Origin of the sequence: Erwinia sp. ErVv1, assembly GCF_900068895.1 — a bacterium.
GTDB lineage: Bacteria > Pseudomonadota > Gammaproteobacteria > Enterobacterales > Enterobacteriaceae > Erwinia.
Genome location: NZ_CDPK01000005.1, coordinates 207,226 through 225,651, shown reverse-complemented (window position 1 = coordinate 225,651; position 18,426 = coordinate 207,226). Strand labels below are relative to the sequence as shown.

The following is an 18,426-nucleotide window of genomic DNA, read 5'->3' as shown; positions in this document are numbered from 1 at the left end:
TACGATGTTGGGAAAATTAACCCTTGATGCAGTACCGTATCACGAGCCGATTATCGTGATTACGGTGGCCGCCATCATTCTTGGTGGTCTGGCCGTTGCAGGTGCAATCACTTACTTCGGTAAGTGGCAGTACCTGTGGTCCGAATGGTTAACTTCTGTTGACCATAAAAAACTCGGTATCATGTACATCATCGTGGCATTCGTTATGCTGCTGCGCGGCTTTGCCGATGCGGTGATGATGCGTAGCCAGCAGGTGCTGGCCTCGGCAGGTGAAGCCGGATTCCTGCCACCCCATCACTACGATCAGATCTTCACCGCCCACGGCGTGATCATGATCTTCTTCGTAGCGATGCCGTTTGTTATCGGTCTGATGAACATTGCTGTTCCGCTTCAGATTGGTGCACGCGACGTGGCCTTCCCTTTCCTGAACAACCTGAGCTTCTGGTTCACGGCTGTGGGTGTGGTACTGGTTAACCTGTCACTGGGTGTGGGCGAATTTGCCCAGACCGGCTGGCTGGCTTATCCGCCGCTCTCTGGCGCGGAATACAGTCCGGGGGTCGGCGTTGACTACTGGATATGGAGTCTACAGCTGTCGGGGATTGGTACGACATTAACCGGGATTAACTTCTTCGTTACTATCCTGAAAATGCGTGCCCCTGGCATGACCATGTTCAAGATGCCGGTTTTCACCTGGGCGTCGCTTTGTACTAACGTTCTGATCATCGTCTCCTTCCCGGTTCTTACCGTGACGCTGGCGCTGCTGACGCTGGATCGCTACCTGGGCTTCCATTTCTTTACCAATGAAATGGGCGGCAACATGATGATGTACGTCAACCTGATTTGGGTTTGGGGTCATCCGGAAGTGTACATCCTGGTTCTGCCGGTCTTCGGTGTGTTCTCCGAAGTGGTCGCAACCTTCTCTAAAAAGCGTCTGTTTGGTTACACCTCACTGGTTTGGGCGACGATTGTTATCACCATCCTCTCCTTTGTCGTGTGGCTGCACCACTTCTTCACCATGGGTGCCGGTGCGAACGTTAACGCCTTCTTCGGTATTATGACGATGATTATCGCCATTCCGACCGGTGTTAAAATCTTTAACTGGCTATTCACCATGTACCAGGGCCGCATTCAGATGCACTCTGCTATGTTGTGGACCGTTGGCTTCCTGGTCACCTTCTCCGTAGGCGGTATGACCGGTGTTCTGCTGGCGGTGCCGGGCGCAGACTTCGTGCTGCACAACAGCCTGTTCCTGATTGCTCACTTCCATAACGTGATTATCGGTGGTGTGGTATTTGGTTGCTTCGCAGGTGTGACCTACTGGTTCCCGAAAGCCTTCGGCTTTACCCTGAACGAAAAATGGGGTATCCGTGCATTCTGGTTCTGGATTATCGGTTTCTTCGTTGCCTTTATGCCGCTGTACGCACTGGGCTTCATGGGTATGACGCGTCGTCTGTCTCAGGACATTGATCCACGCTTCCACTCACTGCTGGTCGTTGCTGCCTTCGGTGCTGCCCTGATTGCCTGTGGCGTGATCTGCCAGGTAACTCAGTTCTGGGTATCGGTCCGTGACCGTGAACAGAACCGTGACCTGACTGGCGATCCATGGGGTGCGCGTACGCTGGAATGGTCAACGTCTTCACCACCACCGTTCTATAACTTTGCCGAAGTGCCTGTTGTCCATGAGCGTGATGCGTTCTGGGAAATGAAGGAAAAAGGTGAAGCGTATAAACAGCCTGCTCACTACACTGAAATCCACATGCCGAAAAACAGCGGTGCTGGCGTGGTAATCGGTGCATTCAGCCTGGTGTTTGGTTTCTCCGCTATCTGGCACATCTGGTGGCTGGTAGGTTTATCGTTCCTCGGTATGATCTTAACCTGGATCATCAAAAGCTTTGACGAAGACGTGGATTACTACGTTCCCGTTGCCGAGATCGAAAAAATCGAGAATCAGCACTTTGACGAAATTAGCAAAGCAGGTCTGAAAAATGTCGACTGAAACTCTGACTAAACACCACGACGCCCATGCGGAGCATGGGCATCACGATGCAGGAGCCAATAAACTCTTTGGCTTCTGGATCTACCTGATGAGTGACTGCATTATCTTCGCAACGCTGTTTGCGACCTATGCAGTTATGGTCAACAGCACGGCTGGTGGCCCGGCAGGGAAAGATATCTTTGAGTTACCCTTCGTACTGGGCGAGACAGCACTGCTGCTGTTCAGCTCCATTACCTACGGGTTTGCCGTTATCAGCATGGAAAAAGGCACCAAAGCCACCGTTTTAGGTTGGCTGGCGCTGACCTTCCTGCTGGGTGCGGGCTTTATCTCAATGGAAATCTATGAGTTCCACCATCTGATCACCGAAGGTTTCGGTCCGCAGCGCAGTGGCTTCCTGTCAGCATTCTTTACGCTGGTCGGGACTCACGGTCTGCACGTGACGTCTGGTTTGATCTGGATGCTGGTGCTGATGTATCAGGTTGCCACCAAGGGCCTGACATCCACTAACCATACCCGTGTGATGTGCCTGAGCATGTTCTGGCACTTCCTTGACGTGGTCTGGATTTGTGTATTCACCATCGTTTATCTGCTGGGGGCCATGTAATGAGTAAGACATTAACCGATCATGGTACCTCCCACGGTAGCGTGAAGACCTACATGATCGGCTTTGTTCTGTCGATCATCCTGACTGCCATTCCATTCTGGATGGTGATGCACGGCGGCGCGGCTAAATCGACTATTCTCGCCGTTGTGATTGTCACCGCAGTCATTCAGGTGCTGGTGCATCTCTATTACTTCCTGCACCTCAGCACCTCTACCGATCAGCGTTGGAATCTGGTGGCGATTATCTTTTCCGCCGTCATCATTCTAATTGTTGTAGTGGGCTCTATATGGATTATGTGGAACCTCAATTACAACATGATGGTCCACTAAAGAGCTGCCTGTGATGATTAAGCAATACCTGCAAGTAACGAAACCAGGAATTATTTTCGGGAATTTAATTTCTGTCATCGGGGGATTCCTGCTGGCCTCTAAAGGCAGCATCGACTATGCCCTGTTTCTCTCCACCTTAGTCGGCGTCTCGCTGGTGGTCGCATCGGGTTGTGTTTACAACAACTTTATCGACCGTGACATCGACGTAAAAATGGAGAGAACCAGAAATCGAGTGCTGGTTAAAGGCCTCATTTCTCCGACTGTCTCTCTGGTTTATGCAACCGTTCTGGGTATTGCTGGATTCGCGTTGCTGTATTTCGGAGCAAACCCGCTGGCCATGTGGCTGGCGGTGATGGGCTTTGTGGTTTATGTCGGCGTCTATAGCCTGTATATGAAGCGCAAATCCGTCTATGGCACCTTAATTGGCAGTCTCTCTGGCGCCGCGCCACCGGTCATTGGCTACTGCGCGGTAACCAGCCATTTTGATGCAGGCGCGCTGATCCTACTGGCTATCTTTAGCCTGTGGCAGATGCCGCACTCCTATGCGATTGCCATCTTCCGCTTTAAAGATTACCAGGCAGCGAATATCCCGGTTCTGCCGGTGGTAAAAGGTATCTCTGTGGCAAAAAACCATATTACGGTGTACATCATCGCCTTTATGGTTGCCACGCTGATGCTGACGCTGGTGGGCTATGCAGGCTACAAATATCTGGTTGTGGCTGCTGCCGTAAGCGTGTGGTGGTTGGGGATGGCACTTTCGGGCTACAAGACGCAGAACGATCGCGTCTGGGCGCGTAAGCTGTTTGTCTTCTCCATCGTGGCGATTACAGCACTTAGCGTGATGATGTCGGTCGACTTCATGACGCCGGCTTCAAAGGATCTGCTGACATACGTCTGGTAACACTACTCCGATCGTCAGGGGCGTGACGATACCTGAAGTAACTGGCGCTGTAGCAGCTACAGCGCTAACTACCCAGGGTATCGCACGCCCTTTCTTTTTGTTACGACTTCGCATGAAGTATCGTTTTACCCGCCCTGCCCCGCCGCCTAAAATATGTCGACCAGATAAACTGAGGTAGTAATGAACGATAATAAAATGACTCCAGTCGAGCTGCGCGCGACATGGGGTTTAGGCACGGTATTTTCCCTGCGAATGCTGGGAATGTTTATGGTGTTACCCGTTCTGACCACGTACGGGATGGCACTCCAGGGAGCAAGCGAGGCACTGATTGGACTCGCTATCGGTATCTACGGTCTGGCGCAGGCCATTTTTCAAATCCCCTTCGGACTGCTGTCCGATCGCATCGGCCGCAAACCGTTAATTGTCGGCGGATTGCTGATATTTGTCCTCGGTAGCGTGATTGCCGCCTGCACCACGTCCATCTGGGGCGTTATCCTGGGGCGTGCGCTACAGGGTTCGGGGGCGATTGCCGCAGCGGTGATGGCGTTACTCTCTGACCTCACCCGTGAACAAAACCGGACCAAGGCGATGGCGTTTATTGGCATCAGCTTCGGTGTGACCTTCGCCATTGCGATGGTGCTGGGACCCATTATTACGCACGCGCTGGGTCTGCATGCGCTGTTCTGGATGATTGCCCTGCTGGCTACGGGCGGCATTATCATCACCCTGCTGGTGGTCCCTTCCACCCCGGTGCATATTCTCAACCGTGAGTCGGGGATGGTTAAGGGGAGCTTTCGTGATGTGTTATCCAACGGTCGGCTGGTCAAGCTTAACTTTGGCATTTTGTGTCTGCATATCCTGCTGATGTCGAGCTTTGTCGCGCTGCCGGGCGAGTTTGAGCAGGCAGGATTCCCTGCTGAACAGCATTGGAAAGTCTACCTGGTGACAATGTTGATCGCCTTTTGCAGCGTTATTCCTTTTATTATTTATGCCGAAGTGAAGCGCCGTATGAAGCGGGTATTTATCTGCTGTGTCGCGCTGATGCTGATTGCCGAAATTGTGCTGTGGGGTGCCGGTGCGCATTTCTGGACCCTGGTGGTCGGCGTACAGCTGTTCTTTATCGGATTCAATCTGATGGAAGCTATCCTCCCCTCGCTGGTCAGCAAAGAGTCCCCCCCTGGCTATAAAGGCACGGCGATGGGGCTGTATTCAACCAGCCAGTTTATCGGCGTTGCCATCGGCGGTAGCCTGGGTGGCTGGCTGTTTGGCCATTTTGATGCCCAGACGGTGTTTCTTGTCGGCGCGATGGTGGCGGCAGTCTGGCTGTTAGTCAGCTGTACGATGAAAGAGCCACCTTATGTCAGTAGCCTGCGCATTATGCTGGGCGATCATCATCAGGACAGCGCAAAGCTGGAAAAACGCTTAAAGGCCCAGCCCGGCGTCGCGGCGGTGTTTATTGTTCCGGAGGAGAAAAGTGCCTACGTGAAAATTGACAGTAAAGTGACCAGCCGCGTGGAGCTTGAAGCCCTGGTCGCCTCGGCCTGAAGGGTTTGCTGCTGTAAAATGAATATCCTATGCGGAGAGCGATTCTCCGCATAGGCGCTCCACGAAGGTTTAATCGCGGAAGTTTTTAAACTGGAAGGGCTGACCTAAATTCCCCCCACGAACCAACGCCATCGCACTTTGCAGATCGTCGCGAGATTTGCCGTTAACCCGCACTTCTTCTCCCTGAATCTGCGACTGCACCTTTATCTTGCTGTCTTTAATCAGCTTAACAAGCTTCTTAGCCACGTCTGTCGGAATACCCTGCTTCATTTTGGCCTCGACGGTCCAGCTTTTGCCGCTGTGCTCAATTTCTTCTGGCACCTCCAGCGCTGCACCTTCAATACCGCGCTTTAATAATTTCTCGCGCAGGATATCCACCAGCTGTTTAACCTGAAAGTCAGATTCGCTCAGCACCTTAATGGACTCGTTTTTCTCGTTAAGCTCGTAGCTGGCCGTGACATTGCGAAAATCAAAGCGCGTTGAGATCTCACGGTTAGCATTCTCAACGGCATTTCGGACTTCCTGCATGTCAATTTCTGAAACGATATCGAAAGATGGCATGATGTATTCTCCTGAATCTAAAGTGACGTGCATAATACCCACTTCGCCACGGTAAAAAAACCACCGCTGTCGAAAGCTATACCAGGGGGAGTTACACGCAGTGTGCCTGGTGGTAATTTTTGGCCTGGCTGGCTGACTACCATAACCCAGCATCACTGAATACCATCCGCAGGCGGGGAGGATTAATGAAAATAACCGTATTGGGGTGCGGCGCGTTAGGGCAGATCTGGCTTGCAGCCCTCGACCAGCAGGGACATGAGGTGCAGGGATGGCTGCGTGTGCCGCAGTCTCACTGTTCTGTTGACGTTGTTACGCTTGCAGGGGAGACGATCGGTAAACGCTACCTTGCTAACGACGCCGCGTTTCTGTCAGAAAGCAGTCTGCTGCTGGTTACGCTTAAAGCCTGGCAGGTTTCAGAAGCGGTTAAAAATTTACAGCCTGCGCTACGGGGATCGTGCCCAATCCTGCTGCTGCACAATGGCATGGGCACGCTGGAAGAGCTCAGTGCGCTACGACAACCGCTCCTGCGGGGAGTAACGACTCACGCAGCCAAACGTGACGGCAGCAGAGTGATTCACGTGGCTTCCGGGGTGACACATATTGGCCCCACGTCTCCCGAAGCGGCAGAGTTTAGCGGCCTTGCCGAGACGCTACATCATGCCCTGCCCGACGTTGCCTGGCACAATAACGTGGCCTCTGCCGCCTGGCAAAAGCTGGCGGTCAACTGCGTGATCAACCCGCTGGCTGTACTGTACGACTGTACCAACGGTGAGCTGGTAAACTATGGTGACGAAATTACCGTCCTCTGCGATGAATTAGCCATGGTCATGGCGCGTGAAGGCCAGCACACCTCGACAGCGTCGCTGCTCGCCGTGGTGATGGATGTGATTCACAGCACGGCAGCAAATACCTGTTCCATGCTACAGGATATCCGGGCCGAACGCCGTACTGAGATTGAATACATTACCGGTTACATTATCCGTCGCGCACGTGCACAGGGCCTGTCTACGCCACAAAACAGCCGACTTTATGAAATAGTGAAACGAAAGGAGCAAAATTATGACCGCGAACGTATCGGTACTGGTCTGCCTGGCACCTGGCAGTGAGGAAACTGAAGCTGTTACCACCATTGATTTACTGGTCCGCGGCGGGATTAGCGTCACCACTGCCAGCGTCACGGATGAGGGGAGCAAAGAAATCGTCTGCTCCCGCGGAGTGCGACTACTGGCCGATGCCCCCTTAGTAGAGGTTGCTGACAACGATTTTGCCGCTGTCGTTCTGCCGGGCGGCCTGCGGGGTGCTGAAGCGTTTCGCGACAGTCCCCTGGTGGTCGAAACCGTTCGTCAGTTTCATCTTTCCGGGCGCATTGTTGCCGCCATTTGCGCGGCGCCCGGCACCGTACTGATTCCCCACAATCTGTTTCCGGTGGGTAATATGACCGGCTCGCCGGGTCTGAAGGCAGCTATCCCTGAAGAGAAATGGGTGGATAAACGCGTTGTCTGGGACCCGCGAGTTAATTTACTGACCAGCCAGGGGCCGGGTACCACGATAGATTTTGCGTTGAAGCTTATTGACCTGCTGGTCGGTAAGGATAAGGCACAGGAGGTGGCTGGACAACTGGTGCTGGCCGCTGGCATTTACGACTACCGCGACTGGGAAGCCTAAGCTTTGAGGTGAAGTCACGCTGTCAGAGTAAGGCCAGGGTTAGCTGGCCAGGAAACAGGCAAGGTGAAAAAGGCGTAATAAGCGTCCTGAAAATAACAGCCTCGCCCTGAGGCATTGCCAACCTGAATCGCCCCAAATGACATCAACCGCTAAGCTGCGGTTGATAAAAAGGTCGAGTAATACTCCATTTCGCGGTGCTTAACCTGGTCTTTTCATTTTTATCACTCTGTAGTTTCTTTAAGAAATAACCATTGATAAACCTTAAAGCCCTACGATCTCATGGGATAGGTAATCCAGCATAAGTTCCGAACTGGGCATTTTTCTGGCCTGATTGATATAAATATAAAGCGAGAGTGAAAAGTTAAACGGCAGGATGGTTTCTGCATCGGGATGCGTGGCATTTACGTTCAGCATAATGCACTCACCCTGTTTGAACTGCAGGAGCTGAAGATCCGCATTATCAATCTGTTTTATTTTACCTTCAAATCCCTCATTGCGCAGAACAAGAACGATGTTCTGAAACTCGTCGGTATCCAGCAAACTATGATCCACCACTAAATCCAGCTGCTTCCACCCTTCCCGCACGGAAGGCGTACAGCAGACGACGCAGGGAAGAATAAAATGATGCAGTAAAAAATCATCTGAACTCTGCATCTGGCAGAAAGAAACATAAACATCATCCTCGTGATAAATACGACTGGAAAATTTCACCCTGGGCATAGTGGACAGTTTTTTTATAAAGGGCTGCATGACATAGCTGAAGAAGGAGGAATGTGTCAGCGATGATGAAATGGTAAACTGATGATTTTTGTTATCATTCAGTATCTCATTAAGCAGCGAATAGTGTGGCATCAGTTTTTTATAAAGCGCTTCTGCCGCAGGCGTAGGGATGGCTTTATTACGTTCGATTATAAATAACTTAACCCCAAGCCACTCCTCGGTGTTTTTTAACATACGCGAGACAGGCGGCACGGTGAGGCAGAGCTGGTCGGCCGCCTGCTTAAGGTTTTTCTGCCTGTATAATGTGATAAAAACCTGCATAGATTTACTTATAAACATGCGCCTGTCCTTTTATTCAGGGAGAAATGCCATTCAGATAAAGTCCTGATCGTTAGAGCCATTAATTCTAAACTAAAACATTCTTCACGTGTCCAAAAAGGTAAAGATAATAAGATCCAATGCGGAAAAAATTTCGAAACCTATGGCACTGATGAGTTTTATTTACATTAATTAAAAATTAAATAAAAACTCACCCTAAATTCAGAGAAGAAAATCATTTACTTCGCCAATTAAAAATAAGGAATAATTAAGTAACTTTCAGCTTTTTTACGAATCAATTTCTATTTCCTAAAAATCAATTTTTAAAAAGCATGTTCACTTCTTAACCACATTAAGTGTCGGAAGGTGATTATTAGTTCCAGTTAATGGTGAAATAATCACTTAAAATCAAAGCATTAAATGTATATGGCTTATGCGAACATGATGAGAGTTGGCCGCATGCCGACCTGTAGAAATCAGGGCCATGGCGCAGCCAAAAAAAAGCATAATAAAAGGCCATCCATTATTATTCTTTAGTCAACATCCTATTAAAAAAACACGCGTTGTTTTTAAAAAATTACACAGTGTGCTTTTTACATTAAAAAATAATTATTCCAGAGGCCCCTGGTTCGACAACAAATCGTTATAATAAAAGTGTCTTCATGCCAGCAAACCTTCATCAACGGAGTGGCGCACGCTGTCAGGAAATTGTGAATGACGGCATCGCTAAGCCAGGGGATTTAAAATGGCAATAATGAAAGCAATCAACCTGGCCATTAATTACTGGAAACCTGTATCTATTATTTTATTATTCCTTGGCGTTGGCGCGGGCATTTATTACTCAGGGTTTCGTGCCTCAGAGAGGGAGTGGACGGGTAAATGGCACGAGAGGGATCTGGCAGAGTTGCGTGCCAGGGCACAACAAGAGGCGGCAGAGCGCAGTAAAGAATTTGCCCGTCAGACTATCATCGGCCAGGTAAACGATAATGCCAGCAAACAGCTTGAACAGGCGCATGCTGAGACCGTTAATGCTAAGTCTTCTGCTGAGCAGTTGCAGCACACCATCGGTAAACTACATAAGCAGCTTATCGCCGGTCATGCCCGCCAGAATGCCCCCGCTGCCGGAAAATGCCAGACAGAGACCCGCTCCTCCCTTTTGCTTGCCCAGCTGCTCGAAGAATCTGTCGAGCGCAATAGAGCGCTGGCAAACTATGCTGACCAGTCAGCTATACGAGGCGCAGCCTGTGAAAGAATCTGGGACAAAACAGTAGAACAGGCGCCCTGAGGCGGTGAGAACTATGTCGTATGGCCATTGAAGGGCAGCCAGGCTTCAGGCGCAGGATGGCTGCATAATGCAGCCATCCGCGTTTTGTGGTTAAGGTCTGTAAACCTTCACATTAGTAAACCCCTGCTCGTGCAGATAGAGCGCCTGCAGGCGGCTCATCACGCCACGATCGCAGTAGAGAAGCCAGGTTTTGTTCTGATCCAGATCGCCAAACTGCGTGCTGAGTTTGTAGAACGGCAGGCATTTAACCTCCGCGCCTTCCAGCATAAGGGGATGGCTGTCCTGCTCGTCGGGAGAGCGGATATCCAGCACCACATCATTGTTGCTAAAGGAGATCACGGTTTCAACGTCTACCACTTCCTGCTGGGTCTCTTCCGCAATTTGCCGGATATCAACGTTGGTTGCTTCAGCCACCACCCTGTCAAGGAGGGCGAAGTCAAAATTTTGCTCTTCGGCTTCAATTTTTGCTTTCACCGCTTTTACCGTCGGGCTTTTTGAAATGACGCCACAATACTCCGGCATGGTCCGGGCAAAATCCTCGGTACCAATTTCACGGGCCAGATTGATGATGTGTTCCTTATCATGGGAAATCAGCGGCCGCAGGATCAGCGTGTCTGAAGCATTATCAATCAGCCGCAGATTAGTCAGGGTTTGGCTGGACACCTGGCCCAGTGCTTCACCCGTGACCAGCGCCTGAACGTCATAACGCTCCGCTATCTTAGAGGCCGCACGAACCATCATGCGCTTAAGCACCACGCCCATCTGACCATCCTCAACTTTTTCGAGGATTTCACCCACCACCGGCTCAAAGTTGATGGCGACAAAGCGCACCTTATGCGATCGACCATAGCGGTTCCACAGATAGTGCGCCACCTGACGGACACCAATTTCATGCGCTGCACCGCCCAGATTAAAGAAGCAGTAATGTACGCGGCATCCGCGACGCATCAGCATATAGCTGGATACGCCGGAATCGAATCCACCGGAGATCAGCGACAGTACATCTTCCTGCGTACCAATCGGGAAGCCACCGATACCTTCATGCCGGGCGGTAATCAGCATCAGGCGATCGTCTTCGATCTCAAGATTGACCGTTACCTGCGGATGGTTAAGCTTCACCTGCGCAGAGGCAACGTGCTGATTCAGACCGCCGCCCACATAACGCTCAACGTCCTGGGAGCTGAAATCATGCTTGCCACGACGCTTAACGCGTACGGCAAAGGTCTTACCCTCCACCCGCTCACGGTTCAGCTCGAGCGTCTGCTCGAAAATATGGTGCATATCGGTCCAGGGACGATCTTCAACCGACAGAACATGATGAATACCGGGGATACGCGTCAGCTCATCAATAATGACGGCGCGCTTGCTCTCATCCTTGGAGCGAACCTCGATATGGTCCCAGTGGCGAACGACGGCAAGCGTCTCATCGCTCTGTTTCAGCACGTTACGGATGTTCGTGGTCAAAATTTTGATAAATCGCAGGCGAACAGACTGACTTTTGATGGTAATTTCGGGGAACAGCTTAATGATAAACTTCATGGCGGCATGGGTTCGTTGGGCAATTAAGTGCTGAAAGCGTACGCACTTAGCTGATAAAATCATCGTATTGCAAAGCAGCTTGCGCCCTTTACATCCAGGACGGCAGTCTACCACATCCGTTAACCGACCGCTTCTTCATCCGTTAACAGGATCATTATTTTGCTAATCATTTCCAGTCGGCTAACATGAGCGACTTCCACGTCAACAAAACGACCGGGTCGAAAGCCATTATGCCAAAAAAAGCCGAACAGCCAGCCAGCTTTGAAACCTCGCTTACGCAGCTGGAACACATTGTCTCACGCCTTGAAAGCGGTGAGCTTCCACTGGAAGAGGCGCTGACCGAATTCGAGCGTGGCGTCCAGCTGGCGCGCGCGGGGCAGCAAACGCTGCAACAGGCCGAACAGCGCGTGCAGATCCTGCTCAGTGATGATAAGGACGCCGAATTAACGCCTTTCACACCGGAAAATGACTGATGGATTTCGCTGCTCTCCTGACGGCGCATCACGCACGCGTAAACCAGGCGCTACAGCGCTTTATTTCGCCGCTGCCCTTTCAGAGTTCTCCTCTGGTGAATGCCATGGAATATGGTGCATTATTAGGCGGCAAGCGCATACGTCCTTTCCTGGTGTATGCCACCGGTGAAATGCTGCTGGCCAACGGTGAGGCGCTGGACGCACCTGCCGCGGCGATAGAGTGCATCCACGCCTATTCGCTGATTCACGATGACTTACCCGCTATGGATGACGACAGCCTGCGCCGTGGGCAGCCAACCTGCCATATTAAATTTGGTGAAGACACGGCTATTTTAGCGGGCGATGCCCTGCAAACGCTGGCCTTTACTATACTTGCCGATACGCCAATGCCGGGCGTCCCTGACGCAAACAGGATTGCGATGATTTCAGAACTTGCCCACGCCAGTGGCGTAGCCGGTATGTGCGGCGGCCAGGCGCTGGATTTAGCGGCTGAAGGTCAGCAGACAGATCTGGCAGCGCTGGAGCAAATACACCGTCATAAGACGGGCGCACTTATTCGCTCAGCCGTACGTCTCGGCGCACTGGCGGCCGGTGAACGCGGCCGCCAGGCGCTGCCAGCGCTCGACCGCTATGCCAGCGCTATTGGCCTGGCGTTTCAGGTGCAGGACGATATTCTGGATGTGGTCGGTGATACGGCCATCATTGGGAAACGTCAGGGGGCCGATCAGGACCTGGGAAAAAGTACCTACCCTGCTCTGCTGGGGCTTGACGGCGCGCGGCAGAAGGCGCGGGATCTCTATCAGGAATCCCTCAGCGCATTAGACGTTCTGGCGGCGCAATCCTGTAACACAACCTCACTCCAGGCGCTGGCAAGTTACATAATTGAACGCGACAAATAACCTCTACAATGAGTCTCTGATGAGTTTTGATACTGCAAAATACCCGACGCTGGCGCTGGCCAGCTCGGTACAAGAATTACGTTCTCTGCCTAAGGAGAGCCTGCCAAAACTCTGTGACGAGCTGCGCCAGTATTTACTCAGCAGCGTCAGTCGTTCCAGCGGTCATTTTGCCTCCGGGCTGGGCGTGGTGGAACTCACCGTTGCATTGCATTACGTTTATAATACGCCTTTCGATCACCTTGTCTGGGACGTCGGTCATCAGGCCTATCCGCACAAAATTCTGACCGGCCGCCGCGATCGCATCGGGACTATCCGCCAGAAGAATGGCCTGCACCCTTTCCCGTGGCGCGACGAAAGTGAATATGACGTGCTTAACGTGGGTCACTCGTCTACATCAATCAGCGCCGGGCTGGGGATGGCCGTTGCCGCTGAGAAGGAAGGCAAAGGCCGTCGTACCGCCTGTATCATTGGCGATGGTGCGATTACTGCGGGCATGGCGTTTGAGGCGATGAACCACGCCGGAGATATCAAATCCGACCTGCTGGTGATCCTTAACGACAATGAGATGTCCATTTCGGAGAACGTGGGTGCGCTTAACAACCGCCTGGCGCAAATCCTTTCCGGCAAGACCTATTCGCGCCTGCGCGAAGGCGGCAAGAAAGTGCTGGATGGCCTGCCGCCCATCAAAGAGCTGGTGAAGCGTACTGAGGAACATCTGAAAGGTATGGTGGTGCCTGGCACCCTGTTTGAGGAGCTGGGCTTCAACTATATTGGCCCGGTTGACGGGCATGACGTGCTGACGCTGGTGCAGACGCTAAAAAACATGCGCGGCCTGAAGGGCCCGCAGTTTCTGCACATCATGACCAAAAAGGGGAAAGGCTACGCCCCGGCGGAAAAAGATCCGATCTCCTGGCATGCGGTGCCAAAGTTTGATCCCGCCAGCGGCCTGCTGCCAAAAGTCGCAGAGGGCTTACCGTCCTACTCTAAAATTTTCGGTCAGTGGCTGAACGAAACGGCAGCCGATGACGCTAAGCTCATGGCCGTGACGCCCGCGATGCGCGAAGGATCCGGCATGGTAAGCTTCTCGCGCGACTATCCCGCGCAGTATTTCGACGTCGCGATTGCCGAACAGCACGCCGTGACCTTTGCTGCGGGCCTGGCTATTGGCGGCTATAAGCCGGTTGTCGCGATCTACTCTACTTTCCTGCAGCGTGCCTACGACCAGCTGATCCATGACGTGGCGATCCAGAAGCTGCCCGTGCTATTCGCGATTGACCGTGGCGGTATTGTCGGCGCGGACGGCCAGACTCATCAGGGTGCGTTCGATATCGCCTTTATGCGCTGCATTCCGAATATGGTGATCATGACGCCAAGCGATGAGAACGAATGTCGGCAGATGCTTTATACCGGCTATCACTACTCCCACGGGCCGAGCGCGGTGCGCTATCCGAGAGGGACCGGCACCGGGGCCGAGCTTAAGCCGCTCGCCTCGCTGCCGCTGGGTAAAGGCATTGTGAAGCGTGAAGGTGAAAAGCTGGCGATCCTCAATTTCGGGACGCTGCTGCCCGAAGCGGCGGCGGTCGCTGATAAGCTGAACGCCACGCTGGTAGATATGCGCTTTGTTAAGCCGCTGGATGAGTCGCTTATTGCAGAGCTGGCCGCCAGCCATGAGGCGCTTATCACCCTGGAAGAAGGCGCAATCAAGGGAGGAGCGGGCAGCGGGGTGATCGAAACCCTGATGGCACGCCGACTGCTGGTGCCGGTTCTGACGCTGGGTCTTCCCGATGAATTCATTCCCCAGGGAACGCAGGATGAGATCCGTCATGATTATCAGCTGGATGCAGAGGGCATTGAGCAGCAAATCAGCCGCTGGCTGGCACAGTAAACCGCACGATGCTCCCCATCCGGGGAGCATCTGAACTGCTATGCTTAACGGAATAAACGGCTACCCGCCATTTCCGCTATGCAGGAGCACGAATGAAGACTATTCAATTAGGCAGCACCGACCTGACCGTTTCCCGCCTCTGCCTGGGCTGTATGACCTATGGTGAACCTGATCGTGGCCGCCACGCCTGGACTCTGCCAGAAGAGAGCAGCAGGCCGCTGATCAAGCAGGCGCTGGACGCGGGGATCAACTTTTTCGATACCGCGAACAGCTATTCCGACGGCAGCAGCGAGGAGATTGTGGGCCGCGCGCTGAAAGAGTATGCCCACCGTGACGACATCGTGGTGGCGACCAAAGTCTACTTCCCGATGAGCAATCTCTCAGGCGGCCTGTCCCGCAAAAATATTCTGCAATCCATTGATGACAGCCTGGGTCGCCTTGGCATGGACCACGTTGACCTGCTGCAAATCCATCGCTGGGACTACGAAACGCCGCTGGAAGAGACGCTGGAAGCGCTTCACGACGTCGTGAAGTCAGGCAAAGCCCGCTATATTGGCGCGTCATCCATGTACGCCTGGCAATTCGCGAAAGCGTTGTACACGGCTGACCTTCACGGCTGGACGCGCTTTGTCAGCATGCAGGACCAGTACAACCTGATCCAGCGTGAGGAAGAACGCGAAATGCATCCGCTCTGTCAGGCTGAAGGTATTTCTGTGCTGCCGTGGAGCCCGCTGGCGCGTGGACGCCTGACCCGGCCGTGGGGCGAAGCCACTGCGCGCTCGGTATCGGACGAATATGGCAGCACCCTGTATGATAAAACCGAAGAGAACGACGGCGCGATTGCGCAGCGCGTCGCCGCGCTTGCCGAAGATAAAGGCGTCAGCCGGGCGCAGATCGCGCTGGCATGGATGCTGGCCAAACCCGCCGTTACCGCACCTATTATCGGCGCATCGCGGGCTGAGCAATTAAGCGATCTGGTTAAGGCCGTTGACGTTGCGCTAACGCCTTCCGATATCGCCGAGTTAGAGAGCGCCTATCAGCCGCATAATCTCGTAGGGTTTGAATAATCTCAGGGCGTGCTGAAAACCCGGACGAATAAGCCTGCCGCACAGTAGACGAAAAAGCCTGTCGTTATTTAACGTCAGGCTTTTTTATTCTTACGCTATCTGGTGCCAGACAGCGTGATCGGTCGTGTAAGCTGGCTTGTGTACGGCCGCTCACCCTAACGGCTACAGCGCCAGATAATGCCCGGCATAGTAAAGGATCCCCGCCGAAATAATCCCGGCAACAATATCATCTACCATAATGCCCATACCGCCCTGCACGTTGCGGTCAAACCAGCGTATCGGCCAGGGCTTCCACATATCCAGAATGCGGAAAATAATGAAGCCTGCCAGCACCCACTGCCAGCTGTTCACCGGAATCGCCATCAGCGTTATCCACATACCGATAAACTCATCCCAGACGATGCTGCCGTGATCGTGCACGCCCATATCTTTCGCCGTGCGGTGGCAGAGATAAACGCCAATACAGATACCGAACATCACTACCAGCGAGTAGATATCCGGCGGCAAAAAGGTCATCAAATACCAGAAGGGCAGCGCGGCAACAGAGCCAACCGTGCCGGGTACGTAGGGGCTAAGCCCGCTACCGAAGCCCGTTGCCAGCAGATGCCAGGGGTTACTCATTTTCAAACGGCCTTTGGCCGCGTATTTATCTGCGATCAAAATGGTCAAATCCTTTCCAGTGACTCTCTACCGGTTTGCCGTTTTGCAGCAGGACCAGCCCTTCTGAGAGCGGCGCAATCTGTCCGATGCAGGTAACGGGAATGCCATAATGACTGAGGGCAACATCCAGCGCACCGCGATTAATCTCAGGCACGGTAAAGCAGAGTTCATAATCCTCTCCGCCGCCCAGCGCCCAGCGCAGGGCCTGCCCGGGGTCAATATTCTGCTTCATCACCTCCGACAGCGGTAGCGCATCCAGATTAAGTCGGGCGCCGCAGCCGCTGGCTTTCAGAATGTGCTGCACGTCGGAGATCAGGCCGTCAGAGAGATCGATGGCAGCGCTGGCAAGATTACGCAGCGCCTGCCCCTGCAGGATACGCGGCATCGGACGCAGATGACGCTTGATCAGCGCCTCATGGGCGACCGGGTCGCCAATCTTCACCCGGTGCTGGAGCAGCGCCAGACCCGCGGCGCTGTCGCCCAGCGTACCGGTGACAAAAATCCAGTCGCCGGGCCGTGCGCCCGACCGTTTCAACGCCCTGCCCTGCGGCACCAGGCCGTGAATGCCCAGCGTCAGGCTCAGCGGTCCGCGCGTGGTATCGCCACCGATGAGCTGCATATTGTAGTAGTCCAGCAGCTCAAACAGGCTGTCGCTGAACGCTTTAAGCCAGGGTTCATTCACTTCCGGCAGCGTCAGCGCCAGCGTCAGCCAGGCGGGGTCAGCACCCATGGCAGCCAGATCGCTCAGATTAACCGCCAGGGCCTTATAGCCCAGATCGGCAGGATGAATATCACGAAGGAAATGCACGCCTTCCACCAGCGTATCGGTGCTGATAGCCAGGGTTTGCTTTTCGGGGAGGGTCAGTAATGCGCAGTCATCGCCAATGCCTTTTTCCACATCGCGACGGGAGCTGGTCACACGATCAAAATAACGTGTGATAAGTTCGAATTCGCCACATGCCATACGCTGCGTTCCGGGGTTAAAAAAGAAGAAGGCCGGTAAACCGGCCTGGGAGGATTACTTCTTATTGGGGCGGATAGTGGGAGCGGCTTTATCCAGCACGCCGTTGACAAATTTGTGGCTGTCTTCGGCGCCAAATATTTTCGCCAGCTCAATCCCCTCGTTGATGGCCACCTTGTAGGGAACGTCGGCGCGTTTGCTCAGCTCATACAGTGAGATCCGCAAAATCGCTTTCTCAACCTGACCCAGCTCTTCCAGCTGACGAGACAGCCAGGGCTTCATCAGGCCATCGAGATACGCGCTGTTGGTCGCAACCCCGGTCAGCAGCTCGCGGAAATAGCTGATATCAACGTCCTTGACGTCTTGCTCCGCCAGAAACTGGTATTCGACATCAGAGATGTCGTTCTTAGACAACTGCCAGGAGTAAAGCGCCTGGACAGCACATTCACGGGCGCGGCGACGAGCAGCAGGTTTCACGAAATTCCCCTTTAAATCAGGCTTTGATGGCTTTCAATACGTTAATCATTTCAAGTGCGGTCAGGGCAGCTTCCGCCCCTTTATTACCCGCTTTTGTTCCGGCGCGCTCAATGGCCTGCTCGATGTTTTCAGTCGTCAGGACGCCGAAAGCAACCGGAATATCACTGTTCATTGCCACACTGGCCAGGCCAGAGCTGGCTTCACCCGCGACGTATTCAAAGTGGGCAGTGCCACCACGAATAACCGTTCCCAGGGCGACCACGGCATCATGCTTGCCGGCATTGGCCAGCGCGCGCGCGGTCATCGGCATTTCATAGGCGCCCGGCACCCAGACCACGGTGATGTTTTCATCTTTGACCTGGCCAATACGCTTCAGCGCATCGAGGGCACCGCTTAGCAGGCTGTCGTTGATAAAGTTGTTGAAACGCGCGATAACAATCGCCACGCGCGCGTCAGGAGTAGCAACAGCAGCTTCAATTACGTTCATAATCTTCCTTTAAGGGTTCTGTTGAGGCCCCGCAGGGGGGCGGATTCTATCACA

19 protein-coding genes are annotated in these 18,426 nt (G+C 53.3%); 12 read left to right on the top strand and 7 right to left on the bottom strand.

What is annotated here, in order from left to right; translation table 11 throughout:
- Positions 1–4: 4 nt before the first annotated feature.
- The 5 genes from cyoB (at position 5) to A1830_RS09760 (ending at position 5,375) form a co-directional block, all read left to right on the top strand.
- A complete protein-coding gene (cyoB, locus tag A1830_RS09780; protein ID WP_067705247.1) occupies positions 5–1,996 on the top strand; it encodes a cytochrome o ubiquinol oxidase subunit I in 1,992 nt (663 codons plus the stop codon).
- Positions 1,986–2,600, top strand: a complete 615-nt coding sequence (locus tag A1830_RS09775) for a cytochrome o ubiquinol oxidase subunit III (RefSeq protein WP_067705245.1) — start codon at positions 1,986–1,988, stop codon at positions 2,598–2,600. Before cyoB ends, A1830_RS09775 begins: the two co-directional genes overlap by 11 nt.
- Positions 2,600–2,929 carry a cytochrome o ubiquinol oxidase subunit IV gene (locus tag A1830_RS09770; RefSeq protein WP_067705243.1) on the top strand — a complete coding sequence of 110 codons (330 nt, stop codon included), beginning with the start codon at positions 2,600–2,602 and terminating at the stop codon, positions 2,927–2,929. Before A1830_RS09775 ends, A1830_RS09770 begins: the two co-directional genes overlap by 1 nt.
- Positions 2,930–2,942: 13 nt before the next feature.
- Complete coding sequence (gene cyoE, locus A1830_RS09765; protein WP_067705241.1) at positions 2,943–3,830, top strand: heme o synthase; 888 nt, start codon at positions 2,943–2,945, stop codon at positions 3,828–3,830.
- A gap of 180 nt (positions 3,831–4,010) precedes the next feature.
- A complete protein-coding gene (locus tag A1830_RS09760; RefSeq protein WP_067705239.1) occupies positions 4,011–5,375 on the top strand; it encodes an MFS transporter in 1,365 nt (454 codons plus the stop codon).
- 69 nt (positions 5,376–5,444) lie between these two features.
- On the opposite strand, the gene A1830_RS09755 is transcribed toward A1830_RS09760, so the two are convergent.
- The gene (locus A1830_RS09755; protein WP_067705237.1) at positions 5,445–5,936 is read right to left on the bottom strand and encodes a YajQ family cyclic di-GMP-binding protein; all 492 of its coding nucleotides are present in this window, start codon (positions 5,934–5,936) and stop codon (positions 5,445–5,447) included.
- A 185-nt stretch (positions 5,937–6,121) separates the two neighbouring features.
- Between A1830_RS09755 and panE the strand changes: the two genes are divergently transcribed.
- Complete coding sequence (gene panE / locus A1830_RS09750) at positions 6,122–7,042, top strand: 2-dehydropantoate 2-reductase (protein WP_067705235.1); 921 nt, start codon at positions 6,122–6,124, stop codon at positions 7,040–7,042.
- Positions 6,996–7,601, top strand: coding sequence for a protein deglycase YajL (yajL, locus tag A1830_RS09745; RefSeq protein ID WP_067705233.1), 606 nt, complete (start codon positions 6,996–6,998; stop codon positions 7,599–7,601). Before panE ends, yajL begins: the two co-directional genes overlap by 47 nt.
- A gap of 261 nt (positions 7,602–7,862) precedes the next feature.
- Here the strand turns inward: yajL and A1830_RS09740 are convergent, their stop codons facing one another.
- The gene (locus tag A1830_RS09740) at positions 7,863–8,660 is read right to left on the bottom strand and encodes a LysR family transcriptional regulator (protein ID WP_067705231.1); all 798 of its coding nucleotides are present in this window, start codon (positions 8,658–8,660) and stop codon (positions 7,863–7,865) included.
- A 724-nt stretch (positions 8,661–9,384) separates the two neighbouring features.
- Between A1830_RS09740 and A1830_RS09735 the strand changes: the two genes are divergently transcribed.
- On the top strand, positions 9,385–9,924 hold the full coding sequence (locus A1830_RS09735) for a DUF2514 family protein (RefSeq protein ID WP_067705229.1): 540 nt from the start codon (positions 9,385–9,387) through the stop codon (positions 9,922–9,924).
- A gap of 90 nt (positions 9,925–10,014) precedes the next feature.
- Here A1830_RS09735 and thiI read toward each other — a convergent pair whose 3' ends face one another.
- Positions 10,015–11,463, bottom strand: coding sequence for a tRNA uracil 4-sulfurtransferase ThiI (gene thiI, locus A1830_RS09730; RefSeq protein ID WP_067705569.1), 1,449 nt, complete (start codon positions 11,461–11,463; stop codon positions 10,015–10,017).
- Positions 11,464–11,693: 230 nt separating this feature from the next.
- Here thiI and xseB point away from each other — a divergent pair, with 230 nt between their 5' ends.
- From xseB to A1830_RS09710, 4 genes are all read left to right on the top strand, one after another.
- Positions 11,694–11,936, top strand: a complete 243-nt coding sequence (gene xseB, locus A1830_RS09725; RefSeq protein ID WP_067705568.1) for an exodeoxyribonuclease VII small subunit — start codon at positions 11,694–11,696, stop codon at positions 11,934–11,936.
- Positions 11,936–12,835: a (2E,6E)-farnesyl diphosphate synthase gene (ispA, locus tag A1830_RS09720; RefSeq protein ID WP_067705227.1), complete on the top strand. Its 900-nt coding sequence runs from the start codon at positions 11,936–11,938 to the stop codon at positions 12,833–12,835. Before xseB ends, ispA begins: the two co-directional genes overlap by 1 nt.
- A gap of 19 nt (positions 12,836–12,854) precedes the next feature.
- A complete protein-coding gene (gene dxs / locus A1830_RS09715; protein WP_067705225.1) occupies positions 12,855–14,720 on the top strand; it encodes a 1-deoxy-D-xylulose-5-phosphate synthase in 1,866 nt (621 codons plus the stop codon).
- 92 nt (positions 14,721–14,812) lie between these two features.
- Entirely contained in the window at positions 14,813–15,787 is a 975-nt protein-coding gene (locus A1830_RS09710; RefSeq protein WP_067705223.1) for an aldo/keto reductase, read from the top strand.
- Between the two features lie 162 nt (positions 15,788–15,949).
- On the opposite strand, the gene pgpA is transcribed toward A1830_RS09710, so the two are convergent.
- Genes pgpA through ribE form a run of 4 tightly spaced genes read right to left on the bottom strand, consistent with a single transcriptional unit; the run spans position 15,950 to position 18,372 of the window.
- The gene (pgpA, locus tag A1830_RS09705) at positions 15,950–16,456 is read right to left on the bottom strand and encodes a phosphatidylglycerophosphatase A (protein ID WP_067705221.1); all 507 of its coding nucleotides are present in this window, start codon (positions 16,454–16,456) and stop codon (positions 15,950–15,952) included.
- On the bottom strand, positions 16,434–17,411 hold the full coding sequence (gene thiL, locus A1830_RS09700) for a thiamine-phosphate kinase (RefSeq protein WP_067705218.1): 978 nt from the start codon (positions 17,409–17,411) through the stop codon (positions 16,434–16,436). Before thiL ends, pgpA begins: the two co-directional genes overlap by 23 nt.
- 54 nt (positions 17,412–17,465) lie before the next feature.
- Positions 17,466–17,885: a transcription antitermination factor NusB gene (gene nusB / locus A1830_RS09695; protein WP_067705217.1), complete on the bottom strand. Its 420-nt coding sequence runs from the start codon at positions 17,883–17,885 to the stop codon at positions 17,466–17,468.
- A 16-nt stretch (positions 17,886–17,901) separates the two neighbouring features.
- Positions 17,902–18,372: a 6,7-dimethyl-8-ribityllumazine synthase gene (ribE, locus tag A1830_RS09690; protein ID WP_067705215.1), complete on the bottom strand. Its 471-nt coding sequence runs from the start codon at positions 18,370–18,372 to the stop codon at positions 17,902–17,904.
- Between the last annotated feature and the right edge of the window lie 54 nt (positions 18,373–18,426).

Excerpts from the sequence above, each read along its gene's own strand:
- A1830_RS09755 (WP_067705237.1), bottom strand. The coding sequence starts at position 5,936 with ATGCCATCTTTCGATATCGTTTCAGAAATTGACATGCAGGAAGTCCGA.
- cyoB (WP_067705247.1), top strand. The coding sequence starts at position 5 with ATGTTGGGAAAATTAACCCTTGATGCAGTACCGTATCACGAGCCGATT.
- A1830_RS09740 (WP_067705231.1), bottom strand. The coding sequence starts at position 8,660 with ATGTTTATAAGTAAATCTATGCAGGTTTTTATCACATTATACAGGCAG.
- dxs (WP_067705225.1), top strand. The coding sequence starts at position 12,855 with ATGAGTTTTGATACTGCAAAATACCCGACGCTGGCGCTGGCCAGCTCG.
- xseB (WP_067705568.1), top strand. The coding sequence starts at position 11,694 with ATGCCAAAAAAAGCCGAACAGCCAGCCAGCTTTGAAACCTCGCTTACG.
- ispA (WP_067705227.1), top strand. The coding sequence starts at position 11,936 with ATGGATTTCGCTGCTCTCCTGACGGCGCATCACGCACGCGTAAACCAG.
- thiL (WP_067705218.1), bottom strand. The coding sequence starts at position 17,411 with ATGGCATGTGGCGAATTCGAACTTATCACACGTTATTTTGATCGTGTG.
- A1830_RS09760 (WP_067705239.1), top strand. The coding sequence starts at position 4,011 with ATGAACGATAATAAAATGACTCCAGTCGAGCTGCGCGCGACATGGGGT.
- A1830_RS09770 (WP_067705243.1), top strand. The coding sequence starts at position 2,600 with ATGAGTAAGACATTAACCGATCATGGTACCTCCCACGGTAGCGTGAAG.
- A1830_RS09735 (WP_067705229.1), top strand. The coding sequence starts at position 9,385 with ATGGCAATAATGAAAGCAATCAACCTGGCCATTAATTACTGGAAACCT.
- A1830_RS09775 (WP_067705245.1), top strand. The coding sequence starts at position 1,986 with ATGTCGACTGAAACTCTGACTAAACACCACGACGCCCATGCGGAGCAT.
- A1830_RS09710 (WP_067705223.1), top strand. The coding sequence starts at position 14,813 with ATGAAGACTATTCAATTAGGCAGCACCGACCTGACCGTTTCCCGCCTC.
- yajL (WP_067705233.1), top strand. The coding sequence starts at position 6,996 with ATGACCGCGAACGTATCGGTACTGGTCTGCCTGGCACCTGGCAGTGAG.
- panE (WP_067705235.1), top strand. The coding sequence starts at position 6,122 with ATGAAAATAACCGTATTGGGGTGCGGCGCGTTAGGGCAGATCTGGCTT.
- cyoE (WP_067705241.1), top strand. The coding sequence starts at position 2,943 with ATGATTAAGCAATACCTGCAAGTAACGAAACCAGGAATTATTTTCGGG.
- ribE (WP_067705215.1), bottom strand. The coding sequence starts at position 18,372 with ATGAACGTAATTGAAGCTGCTGTTGCTACTCCTGACGCGCGCGTGGCG.
- thiI (WP_067705569.1), bottom strand. The coding sequence starts at position 11,463 with ATGAAGTTTATCATTAAGCTGTTCCCCGAAATTACCATCAAAAGTCAG.